25 protein-coding genes and 1 pseudogene are annotated in these 25,496 nt (G+C 40.0%); 4 read left to right on the top strand and 22 right to left on the bottom strand.

The genetic code is table 11. The features are described 5' to 3' along the window. Positions 1-27: 27 nt before the first annotated feature. The 18 genes from A3217_RS01745 to bamA all read right to left on the bottom strand — a co-directional run bounded on the left by A3217_RS01745 (position 28) and on the right by bamA (position 14,796). Positions 28-798: a tetratricopeptide repeat protein gene (locus tag A3217_RS01745; protein ID WP_197456897.1), complete on the bottom strand. Its 771-nt coding sequence runs from the start codon at positions 796-798 to the stop codon at positions 28-30. A 4-nt stretch (positions 799-802) separates the two neighbouring features. After that, a complete protein-coding gene (gene ung / locus A3217_RS01740) occupies positions 803-1,537 on the bottom strand; it encodes a uracil-DNA glycosylase (protein ID WP_066387192.1) in 735 nt (244 codons plus the stop codon). Continuing rightward, complete coding sequence (gatC, locus tag A3217_RS01735) at positions 1,515-1,799, bottom strand: Asp-tRNA(Asn)/Glu-tRNA(Gln) amidotransferase subunit GatC (RefSeq protein ID WP_066387190.1); 285 nt, start codon at positions 1,797-1,799, stop codon at positions 1,515-1,517. Before gatC ends, ung begins: the two co-directional genes overlap by 23 nt. A 5-nt stretch (positions 1,800-1,804) precedes the next feature. After that, a complete protein-coding gene (locus tag A3217_RS01730; protein ID WP_066387187.1) occupies positions 1,805-2,032 on the bottom strand; it encodes an HP1242/YdcH family protein in 228 nt (75 codons plus the stop codon). A gap of 65 nt (positions 2,033-2,097) precedes the next feature. Continuing rightward, the gene (locus A3217_RS01725; protein WP_066387184.1) at positions 2,098-2,505 is read right to left on the bottom strand and encodes a hypothetical protein; all 408 of its coding nucleotides are present in this window, start codon (positions 2,503-2,505) and stop codon (positions 2,098-2,100) included. Next, on the bottom strand, positions 2,502-3,257 hold the full coding sequence (locus tag A3217_RS01720; RefSeq protein WP_066387182.1) for a hypothetical protein: 756 nt from the start codon (positions 3,255-3,257) through the stop codon (positions 2,502-2,504). Before A3217_RS01720 ends, A3217_RS01725 begins: the two co-directional genes overlap by 4 nt. Beyond that, entirely contained in the window at positions 3,254-3,556 is a 303-nt protein-coding gene (locus A3217_RS01715) for a hypothetical protein (RefSeq protein ID WP_066387180.1), read from the bottom strand. The genes A3217_RS01720 and A3217_RS01715 overlap by 4 nt, the downstream gene beginning before the upstream one ends. Beyond that, positions 3,519-4,112, bottom strand: coding sequence for a hypothetical protein (locus A3217_RS01710; protein ID WP_066387178.1), 594 nt, complete (start codon positions 4,110-4,112; stop codon positions 3,519-3,521). The genes A3217_RS01715 and A3217_RS01710 overlap by 38 nt, the downstream gene beginning before the upstream one ends. 9 nt (positions 4,113-4,121) lie before the next feature. Continuing rightward, positions 4,122-4,934, bottom strand: a complete 813-nt coding sequence (locus A3217_RS01705) for a hypothetical protein (RefSeq protein WP_066387176.1) — start codon at positions 4,932-4,934, stop codon at positions 4,122-4,124. Positions 4,935-5,056: 122 nt separating this feature from the next. Then, entirely contained in the window at positions 5,057-5,257 is a 201-nt protein-coding gene (locus tag A3217_RS01700) for a DUF4006 family protein (RefSeq protein ID WP_066387173.1), read from the bottom strand. Positions 5,258-5,270: 13 nt separating this feature from the next. Further along, positions 5,271-6,143: a cytochrome-c oxidase, cbb3-type subunit III gene (ccoP, locus tag A3217_RS01695; protein WP_066387171.1), complete on the bottom strand. Its 873-nt coding sequence runs from the start codon at positions 6,141-6,143 to the stop codon at positions 5,271-5,273. 16 nt (positions 6,144-6,159) lie between these two features. Next, the gene (locus A3217_RS01690) at positions 6,160-6,399 is read right to left on the bottom strand and encodes a cytochrome c oxidase, cbb3-type, CcoQ subunit (RefSeq protein WP_066387169.1); all 240 of its coding nucleotides are present in this window, start codon (positions 6,397-6,399) and stop codon (positions 6,160-6,162) included. 20 nt (positions 6,400-6,419) lie between these two features. Further along, positions 6,420-7,142, bottom strand: a complete 723-nt coding sequence (gene ccoO / locus A3217_RS01685) for a cytochrome-c oxidase, cbb3-type subunit II (protein ID WP_066387167.1) — start codon at positions 7,140-7,142, stop codon at positions 6,420-6,422. Positions 7,143-7,157: 15 nt separating this feature from the next. Then, entirely contained in the window at positions 7,158-8,621 is a 1,464-nt protein-coding gene (ccoN, locus tag A3217_RS01680) for a cytochrome-c oxidase, cbb3-type subunit I (protein WP_066387164.1), read from the bottom strand. Between the two features lie 222 nt (positions 8,622-8,843). Continuing rightward, positions 8,844-9,836, bottom strand: coding sequence for a GTP 3',8-cyclase MoaA (gene moaA, locus A3217_RS01675; RefSeq protein ID WP_066387162.1), 993 nt, complete (start codon positions 9,834-9,836; stop codon positions 8,844-8,846). A gap of 128 nt (positions 9,837-9,964) precedes the next feature. Beyond that, positions 9,965-11,317 (bottom strand): M16 family metallopeptidase, encoded by a 1,353-nt coding sequence (locus A3217_RS01670; protein WP_231860258.1) that lies wholly within the window; start codon positions 11,315-11,317, stop codon positions 9,965-9,967. Positions 11,318-11,341: 24 nt separating this feature from the next. Beyond that, on the bottom strand, positions 11,342-12,418 hold the full coding sequence (locus A3217_RS01665; protein WP_066387160.1) for a dehypoxanthine futalosine cyclase: 1,077 nt from the start codon (positions 12,416-12,418) through the stop codon (positions 11,342-11,344). An 83-nt stretch (positions 12,419-12,501) separates the two neighbouring features. After that, positions 12,502-14,796 carry an outer membrane protein assembly factor BamA gene (gene bamA / locus A3217_RS01660; RefSeq protein ID WP_066387158.1) on the bottom strand — a complete coding sequence of 765 codons (2,295 nt, stop codon included), beginning with the start codon at positions 14,794-14,796 and terminating at the stop codon, positions 12,502-12,504. A gap of 196 nt (positions 14,797-14,992) precedes the next feature. On the opposite strand from bamA, the gene gdhA reads away from it, so the two are divergent. After that, positions 14,993-16,345: an NADP-specific glutamate dehydrogenase gene (gene gdhA / locus A3217_RS01655; protein WP_066387155.1), complete on the top strand. Its 1,353-nt coding sequence runs from the start codon at positions 14,993-14,995 to the stop codon at positions 16,343-16,345. 132 nt (positions 16,346-16,477) lie between these two features. Here the strand turns inward: gdhA and A3217_RS01650 are convergent, their stop codons facing one another. From A3217_RS01650 to A3217_RS01635, 4 genes are all read right to left on the bottom strand, one after another. Next, on the bottom strand, positions 16,478-17,620 hold the full coding sequence (locus A3217_RS01650) for a hypothetical protein (RefSeq protein ID WP_066387153.1): 1,143 nt from the start codon (positions 17,618-17,620) through the stop codon (positions 16,478-16,480). Between the two features lie 102 nt (positions 17,621-17,722). Then, positions 17,723-18,481 (bottom strand): methyltransferase domain-containing protein, encoded by a 759-nt coding sequence (locus A3217_RS01645; RefSeq protein WP_066387151.1) that lies wholly within the window; start codon positions 18,479-18,481, stop codon positions 17,723-17,725. Further along, positions 18,460-19,182, bottom strand: a complete 723-nt coding sequence (locus A3217_RS01640) for a pimeloyl-ACP methyl esterase BioG family protein (protein ID WP_066387149.1) — start codon at positions 19,180-19,182, stop codon at positions 18,460-18,462. Before A3217_RS01640 ends, A3217_RS01645 begins: the two co-directional genes overlap by 22 nt. Positions 19,183-19,196: 14 nt before the next feature. Then, the gene (locus tag A3217_RS01635; RefSeq protein WP_066387146.1) at positions 19,197-20,402 is read right to left on the bottom strand and encodes an aminotransferase class I/II-fold pyridoxal phosphate-dependent enzyme; all 1,206 of its coding nucleotides are present in this window, start codon (positions 20,400-20,402) and stop codon (positions 19,197-19,199) included. 115 nt (positions 20,403-20,517) lie between these two features. Here A3217_RS01635 and hisH point away from each other — a divergent pair, with 115 nt between their 5' ends. The 3 genes and pseudogenes from hisH to A3217_RS01615 all read left to right on the top strand — a co-directional run bounded on the left by hisH (position 20,518) and on the right by A3217_RS01615 (position 24,805). Beyond that, positions 20,518-21,177: an imidazole glycerol phosphate synthase subunit HisH gene (gene hisH, locus A3217_RS01630; protein ID WP_066389671.1), complete on the top strand. Its 660-nt coding sequence runs from the start codon at positions 20,518-20,520 to the stop codon at positions 21,175-21,177. Positions 21,178-21,823: 646 nt separating this feature from the next. After that, a pseudogene (locus tag A3217_RS09650) lies at positions 21,824-22,654 on the top strand (methyl-accepting chemotaxis protein); the annotation flags it as partial. Positions 22,655-22,672: 18 nt separating this feature from the next. Next, the gene (locus A3217_RS01615) at positions 22,673-24,805 is read left to right on the top strand and encodes a penicillin-binding protein 1A (RefSeq protein ID WP_156471820.1); all 2,133 of its coding nucleotides are present in this window, start codon (positions 22,673-22,675) and stop codon (positions 24,803-24,805) included. Positions 24,806-25,496: the final 691 nt, after the last annotated feature.

Genomic DNA, 25,496 nt, shown 5'->3' with positions numbered 1-25,496 from the left:
AATATCAGTCTTTTGCGCATTTAAAAGCTACCACGCATCTAGTGTATTTTTTTTGGAATCTTGCTGTGGCATTTGGTGTAATTTTTCTAAATTTGGCACGAAAAACTTTGCAGCGTGAGAATCTGGTGTTTGTAAATGCTGAAAGTCTCTTTTAAAAATTTTTGCTTGAGATTGCTTTTTAGCAAGCATTTCATCGACATAGGTGATATTTTGCGCGCTTTGGGGAGTTTGATAAAAGCTAAGGGCATTTGCGTAGGCAATCTTGCTTTCATCTAAACGTTCCAGCATAAAAAGCGTATTGCCAAGATTATGCCAAATTTTTGCGCGCGTGAGCCTAGATTCTATCCCTTTAGATGTATCGCCGAAGCGGAAGTGAATTCCGCTTGGCTCCGCCTCGCTTGCGCTCGCGCTTATACTCGATGTTTTTTGGTTATTGAGATTTGCAGATTCTGCAACGCTGTTGGTGGTTTGAGATTCTATTCCTTTAGATGTATCGCCTCGCGCATACTCGGTATTATTTGGTTTATGAAAATACAGTGTATTTTCCCCAGCACAATGCAACTCAAGCGCTTGTTTGTAGAATTTTAGTGCGCTTGCAAAGGAATGCAATTTATAATGCGTATTTGCGAGATTGTAGGCGTTTTCGCAAGTCTTTGAATGCGCATAAATATCATCATAGATTTTAAGCGCATTTTCATAATGTCCGCTTTTATACGCCACATACGCATAAATAGCGTTAAAATCGAGCGCGCCCGCATAAAAAGACGCACAAAACATAAGTAAAAAACAAGCTTTCAATTCCTTATAAACTCCAATCAATAGGGCTTTGTCCATGCGCAATAAAATAGGCTTGTGCTTTTTCAAAAACGCCACTACCTACAAATCCTTGCGCTAGCGGACTTGGGTGTGGTGTGGTAAGAATGCAGTGTTTTTTAGAATCGATTAAATGCGCCTTTTTCTTTGCATACGCGCCCCAAAGCATAAAAACAATACCTTTAAAATGGCTAGAAAGCGCGCTTATCACGCAATCACTGAAATTTTCCCAGCCAAAGTCTTTGTGTGAAGCTGGCTTATTTGCCTCCACACTCAAAATTGCATTTAAAAGCAACACGCCTCTTTCGCCCCACGCGCTCAAATCGCCGTGATTTGGCGGGACAAAAGAAGTCGTGCGCGCAAGTTCTTTGTAAATATTTTTAAGTGAAGGTGGCGGGGGAAGTGGTCTTGGCACAGAAAAGCTTAATCCCATAGCTTGAGGGATAAGACTTTCCACTCCATTAGAATCCACCACCCTAAGCGCGCCGTGGTAGGGATCTTGTCCCAAAATGACAACACGCACATTTTGTGGAAGCGTAAGATAAAAAGCCTTGAAAAGTAATTTTGCAGGGGGATAGAGAATCTTGCCAGATTTATACGCGCGCAAGTATTCTACCATGATGGAAGCAAAAGAAGAACTTTGCAAAAAATCGCCTAAAAGCTCCTTCCATTCATTTGGTAGCTTGATGGAATCTAATGTGCTATTCGATGATTTTTGGCACAATAAAAAAGCCTTCTTCGCTCTGTGGCGCGTGCGCTAAGACATCTTTAGCGATATTGCTATCTGTTGGCACATCTTCACGCATTGGTGTTTTGAGTGCTTCTTTTTGAGAATCTTTAGGCATTTGGATATTGAGTGTTTCCAAATTTTCCACAAAGCCTAGAATCTCACTTAGCTCTGTGGCGATTTGCTCCTTTTTTTCCGCGCTTAGCTCAAGCATACTTAGGCGCTCAAGCTTTTCTAAAAGCTTAGAATCTATTTGCATAGGTTTTAACCCTTGTGTGCTTTACGATATTCTAAAATCATCGCATACGCTTCATCTTTAAGCAAAAGCTTTTGTTTTTTCAACACTTCTAATTCCATATCAGGAAGCAATTCCTCGCCATCTTCAATGCGCCTGATTCTATCATCTAGCTCATTATGCTTTTCAAAAACTTTCGCAAAATGCGCGTTTTGTGTTTTCAGTGCGGTTACCTCATCTCTATATTCGTGAAACATTCCAACTCCTTGTGTTTAAGTAAGCGCGCATTATAAGATATTTTTCCTAAGAAAACATTAAGAGCCTATTTTTTCAATAGAATCTGGCGCTTGGTGATACGCTGGGTGTTTGTGCTCACAGGATTTTTTAAAAAGCCACTAATATCAAGCATATAAAGAGAATCCTCCAAAGGACTAACGCGCGCGGTGAAAAAATAGCCCTTTTCAAATTGCACTTCTAAAAGTCTGCATTCATTTAGTCCTAGTGTTTGTAGGCATTTTATAGCGAGATTTTGCATACTTTTTGCGTAGAGTTCAAGTTGAGTTTTTGCGTGAATATGAGATTTTGGTGCGATTGGTGAAAAGGCAAAAAGATAGCTTAAAGTAAGTGTAATAAAAATAAACAAAAATACACTATAAAGTGTGCTAAAAGCGCGTGTTTGTGACGTTTTTGCAAAATTGGCTTTTGAAAAGATTCTGTAAAATCCTTTCATAAAATCTCCACAACAAGCGCATTTGCATTCACAAACGCCCCGCCTTCAAAACACATAGAATCTCTACAAAAATTAATAACAATAAACTCACTCAAATCCTGCAAAAAGACTTGTTGCAAAGCAAAACTTCGCACAGAATCCAACAAAAGCTCATTATTAAAAAAGAGTTTATTATCCGCATACTGCAAGCGCATAATTTCTTGCTCTAAGGGCAAAAGTGCCCTGCAGGCTTGCGGAGGGGCAGAATCTAGCGCGAGTTTATCTTGTGAAGCATTTGTAATCTTAGCAAGATGTGCCCCCATAACAACCTGTCCTTGCGCGTTTTGTTGCGGACAAAGAAGTGCTAGATTTTCACCCACGACAAAGCTTTGTGTTTGCAAATGCGAGGCGAGATGCAGGGTTTTATCTTGGATAGAAAGGATTTCAAGCGGGACTTTTGGTAAAAGCAATTGGCTATCTTGCGTGCTAAATCTTGGATTTGCAAAGTTTTTATCCCCAAAACCAAAGAGTTTTTGTCTGTCGATAAGATAAAATGTCGCGCTTGTGGGGGAAAGTGTGAGGTTTATGGAATCTGAAAGAAGATTTTGCATTTTTAAAAGCGCAATGTGGGAATCTAGCGCGCGCGTGGGGGAAAGACTGAAAAATTGCTTACTAAATTGCAGGCTTGCACTCACACACGCAATGCCAATCACGCCAAAAATCACAATGCTACATAAAAGCTCAATACTCACACTTGCGCGAGATTCTCTCATTTTCTGACCGCTTGGGCTTTGATATATTGAAGCGTGTAAGGCAGAGGTGCGGTGGTGTTATTAAAAACACAAGAAGCGATTTCATAAGTTTTATTGTCAATTCTTAGTGTTTGAGGGGCGCAGGGAATAGAATCTAAGGTTAAAATATCAGCAAGTGAGCTTGTTTGGGCGTATTGCAACGCAAAGCGATGAGAGCTAAAGCGCATTAACGCAAAGAGCAAAAGCAATGCAAACGCGCACAAAAGTAGCGCATTCAGGCTTTCAATGAGAATAAATCCTCTTTTTTTGTTCGTAATCATACGGCAACTCCCCGATAAAAACATCTTCTTCAAAATGTGCTTTTTTGGAATCTGCATATTTTATGCTAAAGCGCATTTTATAGCGCCCAGCTTTTGGCACGCTAAGAGTAACGCAAGGCTCAAAAATATTTGGCTTCGTTTCACAAAGTCTTGACGTGAGTGGTGGGATATTTTGCAAAAAAGATTCTATTGCGACATTTATTTCATCAACTGCAACTTTGTTAGTAGGATTGGTTTGCAATGTAAGTGCAAAGCTAAATGCACTAGCATTGCTAAAATCACTTTTTTCAAACGCTCTAGGCTTGTATTCATAAGGTGAAGTGAGGGTGAGAGCTTGAGAATCTGTGTGCAAAATCACTTTTGTATGTGATTCAAACGCGCGCTGTGAGTGCAAAAACTCATTTATATGTTCATCAATCACGCGTTTTCTATCTCCAAAGCTCAGCTCATCTACTATAGGATTTTTCACCGCTATCACTACGCCAACGCAAATTATCACAATCCCAAAAAGAATGATCCCAACAATGGCTATGGGCCAATAATTTTTATTTTTCATTTTTTTGCCCTATTTCTTTTTAAGTTTCGAGCCAAGGAAGACAAAGCCCAGCACGCCAAAAATGCAAAAAAGCATAAAATACATACTAAACTTCACAAAGCCCTTACCTCCGCTCTCATCGCGCGGGATATTGTTTTCTAAGCTTGCGTTAAAATGCAGGGCTATCAAATCCGCAGCTTCGCTATAACCATTTAGCACCACGGCTGAAAGTCTATCGCTTTGCAATTCCTCATTTGGCTTTGGCAGCAAAGGCACCATATATTCAAAATACACACGCTCGGTATCAAACACACCCTGTACATTTTGACTTAAATCAATATCAATTTTTTTGTCATTTGGGTAGATAAAAATTGTAGCGTATGGTAGGGCGTTGCGAATCTCGCCTTGCGCGTTTAAGTTAGAATGCATATAGAGTTTTTCAAAATTTTTAAGATTTTGCTTAGAATCTGTAATTTTTTGCAAGCAATTTGGCAAAGCCAGCTCCAAAAGTGCGTTATTAGCGCGGGCTTGATTTAGGAGATTCTCACATTCTTTTTTAGAATCTACAATCACAGCGACAAAAAACGCAAAATATGTCTTTTCATAAAGTTCTGCACCAAGTGTTTCAATAAATCCTTGTGTGTTTGGCTTAAGATAAAAATCATCATTTTGCAAGACAAATTTTGAGATTTTTGCAAATGGAATCTGAGGTGCGTTTTGAGATACCAAATTTGCGTGAGTAAGGCTAGATTCTGTATTATTTTGAGAATCTAGCACATTTGCACCTGCAATTTGCGCATAAGCGCAAAATAGGCAAAACCCAAAGACAATTCTTAAAAACATACTACACTAAATGCAAGAATAAATCCGGCACAAAAGGCATAGCGATTGTCGTAAGGATTGTAATGATGATAAGCGTGCCCAATACTTTTTCCATTGGTGTAAAGTTATTCATAATACCTCCTTTACTTCGCGTCTTTGAAATAGATAGAAGCATTTTCAACTTCTTGAGGAATGCTTTTTTGGTCTTCTATTTTATAGTAATTAGTCGCTTGCTCTTGCTGTGTCAAAATCGCACAAGTGCCCAAAAACCCAACAACACTCAAAAGCACAACCACAGCCAGCAAAAAGCCAGCTAATCCATTGATTCCGAACAATCTATCCATAGCTTCCTCCTTATTATTCAACGCTTAGAGAGCGAATATAGGCATTAAGTGCTTCTTCTTGAGTGGTAGCGAAATTTGCATAATTAAATGAAGGCATAATTCCGATGTAACCTTTTTTACCATTCTCAAGCACGCGTTGCAAAAATGCCGTAGTGCCATAAAGGCTCAAATCTGCTGCCATTCCTTCCAAGCCTTTGCCATCTTCGCCGTGGCAAGCCACACATTGTTCAGCAAAAATTTCTCTGCCTCTATCAACTTCATTCTCAAACCTTGTGCTTTTCACGCCAGAGACTTCTTTCATCACATACGCTGCGACTGCTCTTGCGTCATCATCGCTTATAGTATCTGAATCTAAAGGAGACATTTCGTCCATTCCATAGCCTAAGCCACTACTTCCATTTCTAATAACATCAATGATGCCCTCTTCCTTGCCCCAAAGCACGAGATTCTGTGCTTTGCCTTCCATACCATCTGCGCTTGGTCCATGGCATTGTGAGCATTGCACTTGAAAAATGCCTAGCCCCATCGCCTGAAGCTGATCTTGTGTGAGATTCTCCCAAGTTTTTTGGTATGCTGCGTTATAGCGTGCCACCTCTTGATTATATTCGCCAATTTGTGAAAAAGATTTCAATGGGTAGCCTGCAAAGAAATACCAAAATCCCCAAATAATCATACCGGCAAAACACGCCAACCAACCCACAGGGACATTATTTGCAAACTCACCTATGCCGTCCCATTCGTGCTCAAGCTTTGTTTCATCTTCGCTTCTTGCGTTTTTCATCTTTTTGAGATACAACGCCATGATGAACGCTGTAAGGATAAGAATCACCACCGCGCCTAGCAATGCTAAAGCATTTACGCTATCTGATAAATTTAACCATTGCATACCAACTCCTCCTTATTTATTTACCTTTTTTCAAGGCTTTTTCATTCTCTAATGGCTCGATGAGCGCATCATTTAAATCATCTTTTAATGCCAAATCCGCGTATTTCTCATAATCGCGCTTGCCTTTTTTTTGCGAGGAATACAAATGGTAGATATAACCATATAAAAAGACCACACATACAAGAGTGCAAAGGGTATAAAGCCCGTTTGCATGCTCGCTAATAAATCTCACAATAAAAGCACCTATCTCGCTCATTTGTTTTCCCTTGCGTGCAATTACTTAGCTTGCGGCACGCGACGCTTTTGCCCTAGGCTTTCCATATAAGCAATAAGCGCAACAATCTCTTTTACCTCGCCTCTTTCAAATGCGTCTTTTACCTCTTTATTTGTCATTTTTGAAACAATCTCTTTTGCTTCGTCCATAAAAATTTGATGTGCTTTTGCTAGAGTTCGCTTATCGCCTTTTACATACTCATCTGCTCCAATTTGCACGCCACCTTCTATGTCGTAAGGCACATTAAAGACAACTTTTTGTGTATAAGCCTCTGCAAAGGCAGTTTCAAAATCCACATCTTTATTATAGAGATGCTTATACGCAGGCATAATCGAACCAGCTACGCGAGAAGTAGGCTCCCACATATGCCCATCGTGCCAGTCTATTGAGCTTTTATCGCCGATTCTATGCAGGTCTGGTCCTGTCCTTTTTGAACCCCAAAGGAAAGGTCTGTCATAAGCGTATTCTCCGCTAAAGCTATAACTTCCATATCTAGCAGTTTCAGCTTTAAATGGGCGGATAAGCTGAGAGTGGCAGTTATAGCAACCCTCTGCGATATATACCTGCCTACCAGCAGTTTCTAATAAACTATAAGGCTTTAATCCCTCAATCGGACGCGCAGTTTTCGCAAATCCGGGCAGAATCTCAACCAATCCGGCAATTGAAAACACAGCCAAAAAAGCAAGTGTGAAAAAGAATGGATTTCTTTCTAAAAAACTAAACATACCCTACCTCCTTATTTAAGCTGCCATTGGTGTAGCATTAGCAGGCTCTTTATCGAGGATTCTCCCTGAAGAGATAGTCATTAGAATGTTGTAAATAAACAATATAAATCCTACCAAATAGAGCAATCCGCCGATACCACGAATGATATAAAATGGAATAATGTCCTTTACTGTGTCGATAAACACATAAATAAGACTACCATACTCATCTACTGCACGCCACATCATACCTTGTGTGATACCTGCAATCCACATACTTGAGAAGTAAAGGATAATACCTATGGTCATCACCCAGAATTGCGCATCTATAATCTTTTTAGAGTAAATCTCTCGCTTAAAGATTCTAGGCACCATATGATATACCGCCACGATAATCATAAAGCCAACCCAGCCAAGTGCTGCATCATGCACATGCCCGATAATCCAATCTGTAAAGTGCGCAAGGGCATTTACTGAACGGATTGATTGAATCGGTCCTTCAAGCGTTGTAAGCATATAGAATGTCGAAGCAAGGATTAAGAACTTAATCATCGGAGATTCTTTAATCTGATTCCACTCGCCACGCATTGTTAAAAGCATATTGATCGCTGTTCCCCAAGAAGGCAAAATAAGTATCACAGAGAATACTGAACCCAAAGTCTGAATCCAATCTGGCGTAGTCGAATAAATAAGGTGATGTCCGCCAGCCCAAATATACACAAACATCAATCCCCAGAATGAGAAAAGCGTAAGTTTGTATGAGAAGATTCTTTGTCCAGATTCTTTTGGAAGGAAATAATAGATAAGCCCGATAATACCGGAAGTAAATACAAATGCCACAGCATTATGTCCCCACCACCATTGCACCATCGCATCATTTGTCCCGCCATAAAATGAGATAGAATGCCAAATGCTACCAACACCTGCTACAAGCCCTGTTGGGACTGAAAGGTTATTGAAAATATAAAGTGTTGCGATACCTACAAATGTCGCAATGAAATACCAAAGTGAAATGTAAATAACTTTTTCTCTTCTTACACCCATACTTCCAAACAAGCTCACGCCCCAAAGCACCCACACAAGCACCACAACAATATCAAGAGGCCAAATAAGCTCTGAATATTCTTTGCTTTGAGTAAGTCCGCCAAAAAGCGTCACAACAGCTAGCACCATAAGTAGCATATAAAGCCAAAAATGCGCCAAGCCAACAGCTTTCAAAAACGGATGCTCGTGATAGGTAATCTTAAGCACTCTCTGTCCTAGATAATACCAAGACGCCCAAATCCCACTTAATGTGAATCCATAGATAATCCCATTTGTGTGTAATGGTCGTATCCGCCCAAAAGTCCCATATTCTGAAGCTAAGTGATTGAGTTCAGGGATTGCTAACTGAAAGGCTGCTACAACGCCTATCAACAACCCGACAAATCCAAATAGCAACACAGAAAAGACAAACAACTTTGCTATTGAGTAGTCATACTCCAAAGTATTACTCTGCATACCCGCTCCTTATTCTTGATATTAGAGAAGTTTGCATTCTAATACTTCCTAAATTAAAGCTTTATTAATATGCAAATATAGATTAAATACTCTAAGTAATTTCAAAGAGATATTACTTTTTTACTCAACATGAAAAGTGAAAAACCCAAACTTCCATTGAGAATTCTTAAATAAACATCAATTTTGTAGTTTTGAAAGCCACATTTTTAAGACAACTTCCCCTTAACCCCCGGTGTGATAAAACGCGCGCGAGGAAATTTGTGCGCCAGATTCTGCGCTCCATTGATTTTTTTCAGGTTTGTTTATCACAGCAAGCTTGAGAAGCTCCTCCATACGCGCTTTATCACCATTTATAATAGCCTCACTCACATCAACAGAATCTTGATAAAACAAGCAGGGACACAGCACACCTTCACTTGTGAGGCGGATTCTATTACAACTCTCACAAAAATCATCTTCGTGCGGTGCGATAATCCCAAACGCATAGGGCTTGCACCCATCACTCTTGGACTTATCAGGCTCATCAATTTCCCAAATTTTTGCCGGTCCAAAATTTTCTTTTTGCAAAGGCTTCAGTGCGTAACGCGTGGAGATGATAGAGAGAATCTCCCCGCACTCAAGCGAGCTTACATCATTTTTTGCGTGGATATTCTCCATAAATTCTATATAGCGCAGCATAATTCCGCGCGACTTGGCAAACTCTAGCATATCTAAAATCTCATCTTGCGTATAGCGCAGTGCCACCATATTGAGCTTTACCTTTAACCCAGCTTTTTGGGCAGATTCTATCCCACGTAGGATTTGAGGTAGGGCATCTTTTTTAGAAATCACCCTTATGCGCTCATTTTTTAGAGAATCTAGCGAAATATTAATGCGCTTTAACCCCGCATCTTTGAGCTTTTTGGCGAATTTTTCAAGCAAAAAAGCATTGCTTGTAAGCGCAATTTCTGTGTTTTTATTATGCGCATAGATTCCAGCAATAAACTCCGCAATATCTGGGCGCAAAAGTGGCTCACCACCGGTTAAGCGGATTTTTTTAATGCCATTATCAAGTGCGATTTTGACAAATTCTAGCAGCTTTGAAAGCTCCAAAGCTTTTGGATCAAAAAAATCTTCCGGCGTATCTGGCATACAATACACACAGCGAAAGTTACATTGCTGTGTAAGCGAGATGCGCAAGTAATCAATCTTGCGCCCAAATGAATCTATAAGCATCATCTAACCTAATTTTTGAAGTGTGCTACAATCATACCTTAAAAAACATAATGTTTTTTAAAATATACATCATCAAAGTTTTTATCATACAACACAACCACAAAGGATTGTGCGCGATTAATAAAATTCTATTTTTTACCATCATCAACAATGCTAAAGCTTAAATCTAAAATCTCGCCGTGGGCTTTGATAAATTCATTTATCTCTTCAAGGCTTAAATCTGTGATTTTTGCAATATCTTGCTTGTGGTTATCAAGTGGCATAGAACGCAGATAATTTGCAAGCTTTGTATTCAAGCGTTGAGAAAGTGTCTCCTCACCCAAAGGCTCACTGCCGAGCAAAAACGCCTTTGCAGAATCCAACTCCTCTTGCGTGATGCCATTTTTAACAAATTCCGCCATAACCTCTTTTAGCACGCTTATAGCCTCATCTTTAGAATCCAGCCCTGTTTGCAACGCACCAAAGCCAAAATTCACCAAATCACTTCCGCCATTAATGCTAAAATACACAGAATATGCAAGCCCTCGCTTCACGCGCACTTCATCCATAAGGCGCGAACCAAAGCCAGAACCACCTAGCACAAAGCTCATTACTTTTGTTTTGTAATTTTCCTCTATTGATGCGTTAAAAGGCGAAGCAAAGTTAATAAACGCTTGCTCTGTGGGCTTTGTCTCGGTTATAGAAGTAGGTGTTGTGCGTGGGGAAATGTGAGGCTTTTTCACGCTTTCACCCTTTGGCAAAAAGCTCAAGCTCTCTTTCAAATTTTCCTTAAGAGAATCTAATTCCATATCGCCCCCAGCGACAATGACAAGACGAGAAAGCACGAGATTTTTTTGCAAATAATTTTTAATATCTTGCAAGTTTATAGATTCTATACTTTGCAAATCACCCATATCTGGAAAAGCCATCGGCGTGCCTTCAAAGAAAATAGCACGCAAATTTTTCTCTGCAATGTAATCAAAGTCACTTTCCTTAGCTAAAAGTGAGGACTTGGTGAGTGTTTTTGCTTTTTGCAAAGTATTTTGACTCACATTTGGATCTCTTAAAAGCTCAATCAAGCACGATTGGGCAAAATCTTGATACTCTTTCAAAAATCCTATCTTAAAACTAAGCGTTTGCGTGCCTGCGCTCACACTAAGATTAATCGCCTTGCTTTCAAGCTTTTTGGCAAACTCCACACCTCCCAGACTTTGCGTGCCTTCATCTAATAAAAGCGTGCTTAGCTCCGCAAGCCCGGCTTTTGAAGGCGCGTCTAGATTCTCCACATTATCATACAAATTCCCACCACCATTGAAAACAAGCCGAATAAAGCCACGTGGTAAAAATGTGCTTTTTTCAAAAATAATTGGCACACGCACATCATTGATTTCCACATATTCCACACCATCTTTTTGATTATCTTTTTGCTGACTTACCATCAAATACACACCTCCTAGCAGTATCATAATCGCAATAATGCTACTTAAGATTCTTGCCTTCATCGCGCGCTCCTTATAGAATATTTTTCAATAGCGCTCTAAAATTTCATACGCCGTGTTACGCTTTGCAGCGTTGTAACCCAAATCCTTGATAAGGCTTATCATCTCTTGCTCGTTCATCGAGTGGCTCACACCTGCGGAAGAAACAACATTTTCTTCCATCATCGTGCTTCCTAAGTCATTTGCGCCAAAAAGCAAGGCGAGCTGCCCAATATATGAGCCTTGCGTTACCCACGAACTTTGGATATTTGTGAAATTATCAAGGTAGATTCTACTGCAAGCCAAAAGGCGCAAGTAGCGGTTTGAGCTAGCGCGTTGGATATGTGGAAACTCAATTTTAAGTGGTGTATTATCTGGCTGAAAACTCCACAAGATAAACGCACGGAATCCATAGTATTTGTCTTGCAGTTCCCTTATGCACTCCCAATGCGCCACAATATCTTCATCTTTTTCCACCGAACCAAACATCATCGTAGCCGTGCCTTTCATACCGATTTTATGCGCGCTTTCATGCACTTCTAGCCATTCTTTTGTATCAAGTTTTTTTGGCGCAATAATATCTCTCACGCTATCACTCAAAATTTCCGCGCCAGCACCCGGGATTGAGCTAAGTCCGGCTTTTTGCAAACGCAATAAAACTTCAGAAATCGAAATTTTTGAAATCTTTGCAATATAATTAATCTCAATCGCAGAAAAGCCATGTATGGTAATTTGCGGGTATTTTGTGTGGATATGATTTACAAGCTCTTCATACCATTCAATCTTTAACTTTGGATGCACGCCCCCTTGAAAGAGAATCTGCGTCCCACCAATTTCTAATAATTCATCGATTTTTTGGTCAATCTCTGCAAAGCTTAGCACATACACGCCCTCTTCGCCAAGTCTTCGCTTAAATGCGCAAAACTTGCAATCCACCCAGCACGCGTTGGTGTAGTTAATATTCCTATCAATGACAAAGGTGATGGTTTTGCTCGGATGTAAAAAATCGCGAATACCACGCGCGCGCAAGCCAAGCTCTTTAAGCGAGGCATTTTTCATCAAATACAAAATCTCATCATTGCTTACACGATTAGACTTTAGTGTTTGTGTAGGTGTGTTACTCATTAGATTTGCCCTCTTTATTTAATCTTTAAAATCTTGCTAAAAACTTGTCTTTCAAAATCCCATCTCTCTTGGAATCTCGCGCCCTAGAATCTCGTCCCCATAGTAAATTCAAATTTTGAAGTGTAATCATTTGGCTGCGGATTAATCGCTTGTGGGAATACAAGCACAATAGGACCAATGGGGCTAACCCACTCAAGTGCCACACCCCACGATGCGCGCTGTGTCTCTGCAAGAGAATGAATGCCTATCATACCATAATCCGCAAAAAGCGCGATGCGCATTTGCGCCTTTTCAAGCAAACCATAGCTTAACTCCACAGAGTTTGTCAGCATATAGTTACCACCCACACGGATTCCATTAGGCGCAGCGTTGTGGTAGTAGCGCGGTGTGAGCGAGCTTATTTGATAGCCTCTCACACTTGTGATACCACCCATATAAAATCTACTTGTAATAGGCGCGTAACCTTGATCAAATATTGCGCCACCTTGCGTTTTGTAGCGCGCTATTAAATCTAGTCCAATAAGGCTTTTTAAATGCTTATAGGCAGCAAATTTTCCATAAATTTTGGTGTATTTTTCACTCCCGCCAAGCCCGGCATATTCGATATAGGCAGAGGCAATAATACCATTTTTAGGGAAGTAGTAGTCATCGGTATTGTCAAAGCTAATGCTTGGGCTAATCGCGCTTTTTATCGGACCATCTAAAGGCGTGACGCCACTTTTATAAGTTTGCGCAAAATAAGCTTCATAGGCGGTTTGGATTGTAGAATCATAGAAGTTTAGAATCTGTGTAGTTGAAAGCGTGTAACCCACAGAGATTCTAAAAGTATCACTTAGTAAGCGTCCAAAAGTCACACTCGCACCATTTGTGCGCTCGCGATAATCCCAATTGTAGTAAGTAGAAACAAATGCGCTCACAGATTCACTATATTCAGAATCAAAAATGCGTGGATTTGAAAGTGTGAGGTTAAAGAGCTGGCGACGATAGGACCAATCCACATAAAACTGCGCACCGTGCCCTGTACCAAAGAGATTGCGCTCTCTAATAGAAGCATTTACCATTAATCTATCAAAGCTTCCATAGCCAAAGCCAAACATAAGCTCGCCCGTGCGCGATTCCTCTACGCTTACAAGCAAATCCATAGAATCTTCACTCACCCTACGCTCTTGTATCTCAACCTTTCCAAAATATCCAAGTCTTTTAAGTGCATTTTCAGAGCGTCGCAATTGTGAAAGGCTGTATTCATCACCCGGAGCCAAAAGCAACTCACGGCGGATAATCCTATCTCCTGTGCGAGTATTTCCTGTGATGATCACATCATTAATTTTTACTTTCTGTCCCACTTGCACATAATAAATCACTTTGACTTGAGAATTTGTAGGGTCTTTATCCAAATCCGGATTTGCTCGTGCAAAGGCATAACCCAAATCCGCGACCTCTTGCTTGATAATATCAATATCTGCACGCAAATTTTCAATATTAAAATACTCGCCCTTTTTGATTTTAAGCTTTTTAACCAAAGCTTCCTCGTCCATAACCGGAATCTGCAAAAGCACTTTCACTTCTGAAATCTTATAGCGCTCGCCCTCGTTGATTTTATAATGTAAATGCGCGGTGTAATCGCTGAAGTTTGCCTCCAAAAAAGCCGAACTCACATTTGCATCTAAGAATCCTTTACGCATATAGGCATCTTGGATTCTCGCGTTATCATATTCTAAGTCATTGAGGCGCAGTTTCCCATCATTGCGCCCCCACAGCCAGCCAGCAAACTGCTTTTGCCTATTTGCCGCTAGCTCTTCAACTTCGCTAATACTAAGCTTCTCTCTACCCTCATACTGCGCTTTTGTAATGATGATATTTTCACCCTGATTGATATTAAGCGTGATAGCATACGCGCCATCATCACCCACGCTTTTTAGCTCTTCATTCACTACGCTTCCATAATAGCCTTGATATTCCAAAATCGTTTTTATCACAACCTTTGCGCGCTCGAGCTTGACCTCATCAAAACTATCGCCTTTTTTAATGCCTATTTGACTATAAAGCGTCTCTTTTTCCTGCTCGCTTCCATAGCCTTTGATTTCCACACTTGCGACTTTTGGGCGTTGCTTGAAATGAAAAGTTAGCACGCCAGATTCAAAGCTTGCATACACATCCTCAAAATAACCCTGCTTGAAAAACTCCTGAACCGCAATATCCACAGCTCGGATATTAAGCTCATCGCCGGGCTTAATCTTAGAAATCTCGCTTGCAAGCACATCTGAGATGACTTGTGAGCCTTGGTAACGCACCGCACTAATTTGCACCGCACCTAGAATCTGCGCACTACATTGCAAAAGCACAAATATGAAAAAAAAGATTCTGATAAAAGTTTGCATATTCCTCTTAAAGTGATGTATTTTTTGGGACTTAAACGCCCTTGCAAACGCAAGAAAATGCGCTTGAATCTAAAGGGCGCAATTATACTTTAAATTTCTAAAAATAATTTAAAAATTGATGAAATTAAAAGTATTCTGAAGCTATAATATGCTTGCAATTTTGTGCAACTTTCAATACTTAAATTAAGGAGAATCTATGTCTTACACAAGCAATGTTTTAGCCAAGCTCAAGGAGCAATATCCTTCGCAAACACTTTTTCACCAAGCGGTAGAAGAGGTTTTTGAATCTCTCAAACCAGCGTTGCAAAAAGATAAAAAATACGAGTCTTACTCGATTTTGGAACGTCTCATAATCCCGGATAGAGAAATCCATTTCCGTGTAAGCTGGGTAGATGATAAAGGCAAGATTCAGACAAATCGCGCGTATAGAATTGAGTTTAACTCCGCAATCGGACCATACAAAGGCGGTTTGCGCTTTCACCCAAGTGTAAATGAAGGCGTGATTAAATTTCTAGGATTTGAGCAAATTTTCAAAAACTCACTCACAACGCTTGCAATGGGTGGGGGCAAAGGCGGAAGCGACTTTGACCCAAAGGGCAAGAGTGAGGGCGAGGTTATGCGTTTTTGTCAGGCTTTTATGAATGAGCTTTATCGCCACATTGGCGCGCATACCGATGTTCCAGCAGGTGATATAGGTGTGGGAGGACGCGAGATAGGCTATCTTTTTGGACAATATCGCAAGATTACCAATCGTTTTGATGGTGTGCTTACAGGCAAGGCACTTAGCTGGGGCGGAAGCCTTGTAAGAACAGAGGCTACGGGCTATGGTTGCGTATATTTTGCACAAGAAATGTTAAAAGCACGTAAAGAAAGCTTGGAGGGGAAAATCTGCGTGGTTTCAGGGGCTGGAAATGTGGCAATTTATACCATTGAAAAACTCTTGCAACTTGGTGCAAAACCCGTGACTGCAAGCGATTCTAAGGGTATGATTTATGATGAAGATGGTATTGATGTAGCACTTTTAAAGGAGATTAAAGAAGTGCGCAGAGAATCTTTAGAGGAATATGTCAAGGTGCGAAAAAACGCGAAATACACAAAAGCGAGCGATTACAAAGCTGGCACAAATGCCGTTTGGAGCGTGCCTTGCTTTGCAGCATTCCCAAGTGCAACACAAAATGAGCTTAATCTAAATGACGCAAAAACACTTCTTGCAAATGGCTGTAAATGCGTAAGCGAGGGTGCAAATATGCCTTCAACCATAGAAGCTGTGCATCAATTCTTACAAGCAAAAATCTGCTATGGTCCGGGTAAAGCCGCAAATGCCGGTGGCGTGGCAGTCAGCGGGCTAGAAATGGCACAAAATGCAAGTATGAATCCATGGACTTTTGATGTGGTAGATGCGCGCTTGCATAATATCATGGAAAATATTTTCCAAAACGCCTCGCAAACTGCTGCGGAATTTGGCGATCCTACAAATCTCGTGTTGGGCGCAAATATCGCGGGCTTTAGAAAAGTCGCTGGAGCGATGATTGATCAAGGTGTGATTTAAACTCTCACGCCTACGCGTTTGCGCTCCTAGCGTTTTTGGCTTTTAGATTCTATATCTTCAAAACGTATCGCTTACAAGAGCAAAGCTCTTGTAAGCTCCGCTTCGCGCGCATACTCGACGTTTTTTGGAAACTTAAATATTTGTAGATTCTATCAAGTTGTTTGGAGAATTTAGATTCTGTTTTTCGCAATTTAATATTTCTAGTATCTGTGGGTAGCAAGCAAGGATATTATCCAAATGCTTTTGGTTTGCAGTGGCGTTGTGTTTCCACAAGGCATTTTCTTGACTACCCCAAGTTGTAATTGCACCTGCGACAGTATTTGAGGCATAATCTTCAATAAGACGAATCTTGCTTCCTTGCAAAAGAGCCATAGCCCAAAGCCAAATATCATCGCTTGTGGGAGCAAGGCGCATAAAAATTTGAGAATCTATCACATCTTTATAAAGGCAATGTGGTGGATAAAGCACACCTCCCACACCAAATAAAAAATTACGATATGAGCTATGTGGTGGGATTTGATACTTATCAGTTGTAAGCCAGTTATTATAATCTTCAAGCATACCATTTTTATCAAAAACGACATACTTGACCCAATGGCAATGCACATCTTTTGGGAATTTTTCATAGCTTTCTACCAAACGCTTAACAATAAAATCTGGATAAAAAATATCATCATCAAATGTAATAATGCTAGATTCCGGATATGCGCAAATTGTATGAATGATTTTGTTATATGGGCGGAAATTTTCATCACTAAAAGCTATTTCCAAGCCACATTTTTCAAACTCTAAAATATGCTTTGGCACATCTGCGCGCCCATTGGGGCATTCTTGTTTGTTAAGCCAAAGGATAATTTTATCAGCCTTATAGCTTTGTTTCATAATCGAATACAAGGTATAGTGGAGCTGATAAAACCGCTTTGGATAAGAAGTTAGCGAGATGATAAGCGGGATTTTTGGTGGGGTAGAATTTATGCGGATTCCAGAAGTGTTTGAGCGCAAAAATCTTTTAATTTCATTTTCAAGCAAAAGAAGTCTAATCTTGTGTTTAAACCACCTAACGCTAACGTATGGGGGCTTAAGAATAGCCTTTATCCAAGAAGGTAAGGTGCGAAGATAAGAAAAAAGTCTTTGCTTTGGGGTAAGATGGATTTGCCTTAGTGGGAAATGAGGATATTGACTAGAATCTAAATCATTTAAATCCTTAGAGCCTTGAAGTGTATGCCCCCCCCCCACAATAATATTATTTTGTTGCGAAATGTTGTTTTCTTGCATTGTTTTCCTTTGTTTATGTTTAAAATTCAAATCACAATTATAAAGAAAAAATATAAAAAAACACTAAGCATTGCATGACTTAGAAAATCTCTCTAAACTTCCTTACTCAAAGGGAATGGGCTTTTTTCTCGCAAGCACAAAAACGCATTCATACTCAAGGTTGTTGTCATAACGTTTGGTATATTCTTGCAAAAGGGCTTTTTTTAAAAAAAATCCTTTTTGTAAGCCATTGACACCGCTCAACGCAAGGTGCTTGAAAACTTCTAGCGCGCTGTTAAAATGCAAAATTTTTACCTGCATGCTTAGATGTAAAATCTCACATTCCAACTCCATTAGCGCGCGGTATTCCTCCAAATCCAAATATTCTAATCCCACATTGCAAAGCTCTCTCACTTGCCAAAGGTTGCGCTTGCCAAAAGTGCTAAATGCAAGCAATCCTTGCGGGCGCAAAAATGCTTGCAGTTGCGCCAAAACTTCTCTTTGCTCTAGCCACTGCAAGCAGGCATTTGAAGTGATACAAGAAAATTGCTGAGTGAGAATCTTTGCGCAATTATTCATATCAAAACGCGCAAATTCCACGTCAAAATCGCTAAATGGTGGATTCTCAAATACTTTTTTGTAGTCGTTAATATCATTGCAAAGCAGTTTTTTAGGGGCGAAATTTTCTAGCAAAAGGCGCGTGTATTGCCCCTGCGCGCAACCAAATTCAAAAACATTGCTAAAAATATCAGCTAGATTCTCATCATCTTGAAAAGACGCAAAATCGCGCAAAAGTGCAATCAAATACCGCGCCATAAATTGTTGCACAAATGCTTGAGAATCATAGCTCCCTGCGCGCTTTACAAATTGCGTGGCAAACATTGCTCCTCCCAAAGTTTTTCATCAACAAACACAAAATGTGGCGCATTGGTATGCAAAATCACAAAATCCTTATGTGTTTGTCTATAAGCCTCCCACGCGAGATTCTGTGCTTTTGGTGAGAATATTTTATCATCATTACTTATAATTGTCTTATGCCAAAAAAATGCGCTTTGACGTGGATTTTCACCCCTTTGTGCGCAAAATTCTTGCAAACTTTTAAGCTCATTTTTTAGAGAATTTGTAGGCGCAAGCAAAGATTTTTCATGCGCATTTTCACTTACCAATTCCCCTCCAAATGCCCCCATCCCAAACGCCAAGTTTAAAAAAGCCTCACGCTGTAATTTCTGTTGGGTGAGTGAAAAAATTTTAGGCGGGATTCCAAAATTTTGATGCACGCCAAAAATCGTGCCGTTAATAGCAAGCGCGCTTTCAATCTGCACATTTGAAAAAAGCTCCTGCGCCACGCACACGCCCATAGACCACGCGATGAGATGGATTTGTGGGAAAGATTCTAAAACTTTTAGCAAATTTTTCGCATTAGAAAAATCGCTGTAATCATACAACATCGCACTTAGCGCATTTTGTGGAAGTTTTAAGTTTTCAAATGCGTAAGGCAAAAAGCCAAAACCACTTGCAAAGAGTAAAAGAGGTGTATTGCAGGGCGTGAGATTTTCACGCGTTTTGAGATTAACTAACTTCATTCTACCTCCTTTTTTTAGTGCTTTTGTGCGAAAAACTCTTGCAGTGCGCAAAGTGCTTGCTCTAAATGCTCTTTTTGCATAAGCGCAGTGAGTGAAAAACGCAGGCGCGCGGTGTTTTTAGGAATTGTAGGATAGCGGATTGCAGGGGCGAAAATCCCATATTTGCCCAAAATCTCATAAGCCTTAAGTGCGCGCTCATTACTCCCAAGCACAAGAGAAAGAATCTGCGATTCCCCAAGCACAAAACCCTCAATCGCAGAATCTGCATTTTCTCTTGTGTGTTTTTCCACAAGCAAAGAAAGATTCTTTTTAAAAAATATGCTTAGTTCCTGCAAATGTGCCCTTTGTGCGCGAAAATCTGCAAGGCGCGAAAAAACAAAATAGCTAAAGGCAATATTTATCGGGGGCAAGGCAGTCGAGTAGATAAGCGAACGCGCAAAATTGACAAAAAACTCCCTCGCACTCGCACTGCATAGCACGCACGCGCCCACAGAGCCAATGGCTTTACCAAAAGTAAGCATGATAAAATCAACCTCATTTTCCACGCCCAAGCTTTTTGCTAATCCCAAGCCCAAATCCCCGCACACACCTATGCTATGAGCTTCATCAAGATAAATTTTAAGATTGCTAAATTCTTTTTTTAAGGTAATAAGTTCTTTAAGTGGCGCAAAGTCCCCATCCATCGAAAACAGCGCTTCAGTTACGATAATACATTCTTTATATTTATGCGCATTTTCTTGTAAAAGCGTGCGCAAATGCTCCAAGTCATTATGCCTAAAACGCACAAAACGCACACGAGAAAGCTTAATTCCATCAAAAACGCTCGCATGCACAAAACTATCAAGCAAGAAAAACACGCCTTCAATGCGCGAAAGCGATTCTATAAGTCCGATATTTGCGTGATAGCCACTATTAAAAAGCAAACAAGATTTATCAAACATCGTTCCTAAGAGGCTTTCAAGCCTATGAGAAATTTCAAATCCCCCGCTTAAAAGTCGCGAAGAAGAACTTGAAAAAAACGCGTTTTCCCTCGCAAGAGTAGAATCTAAAAAGACCGCGCCTTGCGTGCTTAAACCCAAATAATCGTTTGAAGCAAAGTTAAGAAGCTTTTTTGCCTTTGGATTTTCTGAAATATACACACCAAAATGCGTAAAATCGCGCAAAGTGCGGAAATTATGAGAATCTTTAAGAGTATTAAGGGCTTGAGTAAAAAAATCCACTTTCAAACTCCTTGTCATAAATTTGCAAAATTTAAACCTGAAATTATAGCACTTATGCAAGAAGTCGCACACAAGCTATGCTAAAATGCGCGCGAGAAAAGCATTGGGGGGAGTTATGCGTATTGGGATTCTAAATTACAACATTGGCAATCTTGCAAGCGTGAAAAATGCGTTTAACAATATTATGCAAGAGTTTTCAAATATTACAATCAATGTAGAATCGGATCCTTGTAAAATTGCGAAATTTGATAAGATTATTTTACCCGGCGTTGGGGCTTTTGGTGATGCAATCGCGCATTTAAGACAAAATAGCTTAGATGAGGCAATTTGCTCTTTTGCAAAAAGTGGAAAATATTTGCTTGGAATCTGCCTTGGTATGCAGCTTCTCTTGCAAAAAAGCTATGAGTTTGGTGAGTATTCTGGGCTTGGATTGATAGAAGGCGAGGTAGTAGAGTTTGACAAAACGCGTTTATTAGCCAAAAACACGCAATCTAGTGCGCTTAAAATCCCTCAAATTGGTTGGAATAAATGTATCCTAAGTGAATCTGGATTAAAAAATGGGCTTTTAAAAGATTGCGAAAAAGAATTTTTCCTTTACTTTGTGCATAGTTTTCACGCAAATAAAGTCGCAGATTCTCACACCTTAGCACGTTGTGAGTATGGCTACACCTTCCCGGCAATTATTGGTAAAGATAATGTCCTAGGCATACAACCTCACCCAGAAAAAAGCCATCAAATGGGCTTAAAGATTCTAAAAAATTTCATCGCGCTTTGAAACTTTGAAAGTAAAATCTGCACTTTTTTACCAGCTGTCAAATATTGGCATTTTAAATTCTTGCAAAATTTTTCTACATTTTTTATACTTTTGCTTTTGTTTGTAGTATAATCATAGCTTGTTAAAATTCCACACAAAAGGCTTCTATATGTTTGGCTCAAGTAATGCTTTAAAACAGCGTATTGCACAATATGAAAAAGAAATCGCGCATCTTAAACAAGAGTTGGAATCTAAAAACGTGGCGTTTGGATTTACACAAAAAGAAATAATTATCGGGCTTAAAGGGCGTGAGGTAGTTTTCAAAAATCACTTGGCACAGGCTATGCAAAACCTTGACTCAATTATTGAGAGTCTTTCTCCAACAACCACAGATGTTGCTTTGCCATCAGGAGAATATGAAGTGAAATCCTTACAGGTAGGCGATGTGGTGTATTACTCGATTCTATTACTTGACTTGCGCAGTGATAGGCGTCACGGCTTTGATGTCTTTGATGCATACAATCAATCTATGACGATTGGGATTACCGGCACACAAGGCGCGTTGCAAGAAGTGCTCAATCAATCCGCAGAAGTGGTGAAGCGCTCAGATGAGGCTATCAGACACGCAGAGCACGGAATGGATATGAGTAACGATGCGCTTGCCAAAATCGAAACCTTGTATGAAAAAATGCAAATTTCAACACAACTTGTAGATTCTCTCACACAAAGAAGCAATGAGATTACAAATGTTGTTTCACTCATTGATGATATTGCCGAGCAGACAAACCTCTTAGCACTTAATGCCGCTATTGAAGCTGCGCGCGCAGGCGAGCACGGCAGGGGCTTTGCAGTGGTGGCTGATGAAGTGAGAAAGCTTGCTGAAAAGACGCAAAAAGCCACAAAGGAAATTGCTGTGGTGGTAAAATCAATGCAACAAGAAGCAAACGATATTCAAACAGGCACAGAAGAAACAAATGATGCGACAAACACCGTGAGAGCCGCGATTGAAGCACTTAATAATGTGGTAAGTGATCTCAAAGTTGCAAGCCTTATAAATAATCAAACCTCATCAAGCCTAAGTTCAAGAATATTCTGCACTTTAGCAAAACTCGACCACACTGTGTATAAAAACAATCTTTATAGCTTTGTGTTTGGTATCAAAGATACTTTCAATAAAGTAGATCATAAAAGTTGTCGTTTAGGGAAATGGTATTTTGAAGGACGCGGAAAAGAACACTTTAGCCACACACAAGGCTACAAAAAACTCGATCCATTCCACTCAGGAGTGCATAGTTCAGCTATTGCACTTGCCACAACGCTTGAAGATCCAAAAGTCGCCTGTCCAAAATCTTATATACAAGATAAAATCACCGCAATGGAAAAAAACAGCGATGGCGTGATGACTTCAATTGATGAGATTTATAGCGAAATCTCAGGAAAAATAAGTGAAGAAATCGAACAATTGCAAAAAAACCTTACAAATCCAACACAAGAGTGAGATAGGTTGGATTTGTAAGTGCGTAGGGCTTTAAAAGTTTTTGGCTATTTTATTCTTATCGCTTTTTTAGGCGCTCTGCTTGCGGTAGGCGTGTATCTTTTTGGAATCTATAAAGAGAGTAAGAGTGAGATTGTAGGCATTAAAAAGCACAAGATGGATATTGCCACGCAGATTTTTGACAGAAAAGGACGCTTGATTGCCAATGTGTTTGATAATGAATACAGGCTGTATGCGAAATTTGATGAAATTCCTCCGCGCGTGATTGAAGCACTTTTAGCAGTTGAGGACACGTTATTTTTTGAGCATATTGGGATTAATCCTGATACAATCTCACGCGCAATGGTGAAAAATGCGATTAATATGCGCTGGATTGAAGGCGGAAGCACGCTCACACAGCAAGTAGTGAAAAATGTCGCACTCACTTCAGAAAAAACGCTCAAACGCAAAGTAAAAGAAGCAATGTTTGCCATCTTGCTTGAAAAAGAGATGAGTAAGGAAGAGATTTTAGAAATTTATCTCAATTATATTTTCTTAGGACATGGCTATTATGGCGTGAGGACTGCTGCGCTTGGGTATTTTAGAAAGAATCTAAGTGAGCTTACTCTAAAAGAAATCTGTATGCTTATGGGACTGCCAAAAGCCCCTAGCACCTACGATCCGACAAAAAATCTACACTATTCTTTAAGCAGGGCAAATAGTATTTTAGCGCGTATGCTTGATATTGGCTGGATTACCAAAGATGAATACGAAGTGGCGATTAACGAAGTGCCACAAATCTATGATGAATCGCGCACACAGAATCTCGCGCCTTATATCGTTGATGAGGTTTTGCGTCAGCTTGCGCCTGTTTATGCAGATTTAAAAACAGGCGGTTATAAAATCAAGCTCAACATCGATTTAGATTACCAAAATATCGCACAAGAAGCCCTGCGCTATGGATATAGCAAGATTAATGAGCGTTTGCTTGAAAAATATCCAAAATATTTTGAACAAAAAATAAACACACCAGATTCTGCAGATATAGATTCTATAAATCCTCTTCCACTTTCCACACAAGAGAGCCCAGATGGTATAAATAATCTCCTAGAAATTACCGCAAAGCCCGCGTATCCTAAAAAAATGGGCGAGCTTAATGGTGCTATTGTCGTGACAGAATCAGACACAGGGAAAATTTTAGCCCTCGTTGGCGGGGTGGATTATAAAAAATCTAGCTTTAATCGCGCCACACAGGCAAAAAGACAATTTGGCTCAAGCATAAAGCCCTTTATCTACTTGCTAGCCTTTGACAGAGGCTACTCACCCGCGTGGAAAATCACAGATGCACCAAGACGCTTTGGGGCGGATTCTACAAAAGAGGATTTAAGCGAGATAAAAGATGCAAACAAAGAGGCAGAAGAGGATATTTGGACGCCAAAAAATGTGGGCGCTTATAGCGGAATTGTAAGCTTGCATTACGCCTTGCGAAGCTCTTCAAACCTCGCTGCGCTCAACCTCGTACAACAAATAGGCTTTGAACGGATTTATCGCGGGATCGTGGATTATGGCTTTCAATCCGTGCCAAATGATATGTCAATTATCCTTGGAAGTTTAAGTCTTTCTCCACTTGATGCGGCAAAAGAATACTCGCTTTTTTCAAATTATGGCACAATGCTAACCCCGCGCTTAGTGGATTCTATCACTAATGAAAATGGCGAAGTATATGAATTCCCACTCCTTTCAAAGGAATACACGCAACCAAAACAAGCATTTTTGGTGGTAAATATCTTACGTGATGTGGTAAATCGCGGAACAGGCTCGCGCGCTAGAATGCAAAATATGGAGATTGCAGGGAAAACGGGCACTTCAAATCAAAATATTGATGGCTGGTTTTGTGGATTCTCTCCAAGTATTCAGATTATCACATGGTATGGGCGCGATGATAATACGCCAATTGGTCCAAATGAGACAGGTGGAGTCGTGGCAACTCCCGCAAGTGCGTATTTTTTCAACAAAATTGTCAATCTCGAGCCGGGCTTAAAGCGCAAATTTGATGTGCCTCAGGGCGTGATGAAAAAAACACTAGAAGATGGCGAGTATCTCTACACTGATATTTCTAAACTCCCCGCACAAACACAAAGTGTTACAAATGTCGATGCGGATTTGTTATTTTAATTTTGCTCTAAGCCTCCATTAAACTTTTTGCAAGCGCTTTAAGTGCGACTAAGTCAAGTTTCCCACTTCCTAGAATTGGTAATTTTCCACAAAATGTATTCCATACACACAAATAGTCTCTAGAAATCCCAACTTCACGCTTTTATTTTCAAGCTTTACTAAAGACTACCTTGAAATAAAAATATGATGGATTTTTATGTGCTCAATAGCGAGGAAAAACAAGGCTTAAAAGCAAGCGCGCAAGCAAAAAGATATTAATAAACGCCAAGTTGAGAATCTAGCACACGAAATTGAATGAATGTAGTAGAATGCTAAAAACCCCGCAGATTCCATTTCTAAGATACCTTTGACGTAGGAAGGAAAAGAGGCGATGTGGAGCTGGGAAAGTGCATAAAAAAGCTAAGTCCGATAATGCAAAGCCAAATTGTGCGATCGCTTTTAAGAATTGTGATGTTTTGCTTTAAAAGCGCACTTGTTTGTAGGCGTTTGTGTCAAAATGTATGTTTTGTGTTTGTGTGAGTGTAGGGAGTTTGTAGCTTAATATAATTCACACATCGCAAAAAATATCAGTAAAAATCCAAGTGGCGCTATAGAATCTAGCATATCAGAAGGAGCTAAAGTGGAGAGCTTACGAAGCTTTGGCTTTGGTTAAAAAATATTTCAAAAAAGAAAAGAACACACGCCAATCCCG

The sequence above is a fragment of the Helicobacter himalayensis genome (assembly GCF_001602095.1).
GTDB classification, from domain to species: Bacteria; Campylobacterota; Campylobacteria; order Campylobacterales; family Helicobacteraceae; genus Helicobacter_F; species Helicobacter_F himalayensis.
This window is presented reverse-complemented; position numbering and strand designations above follow the sequence as displayed.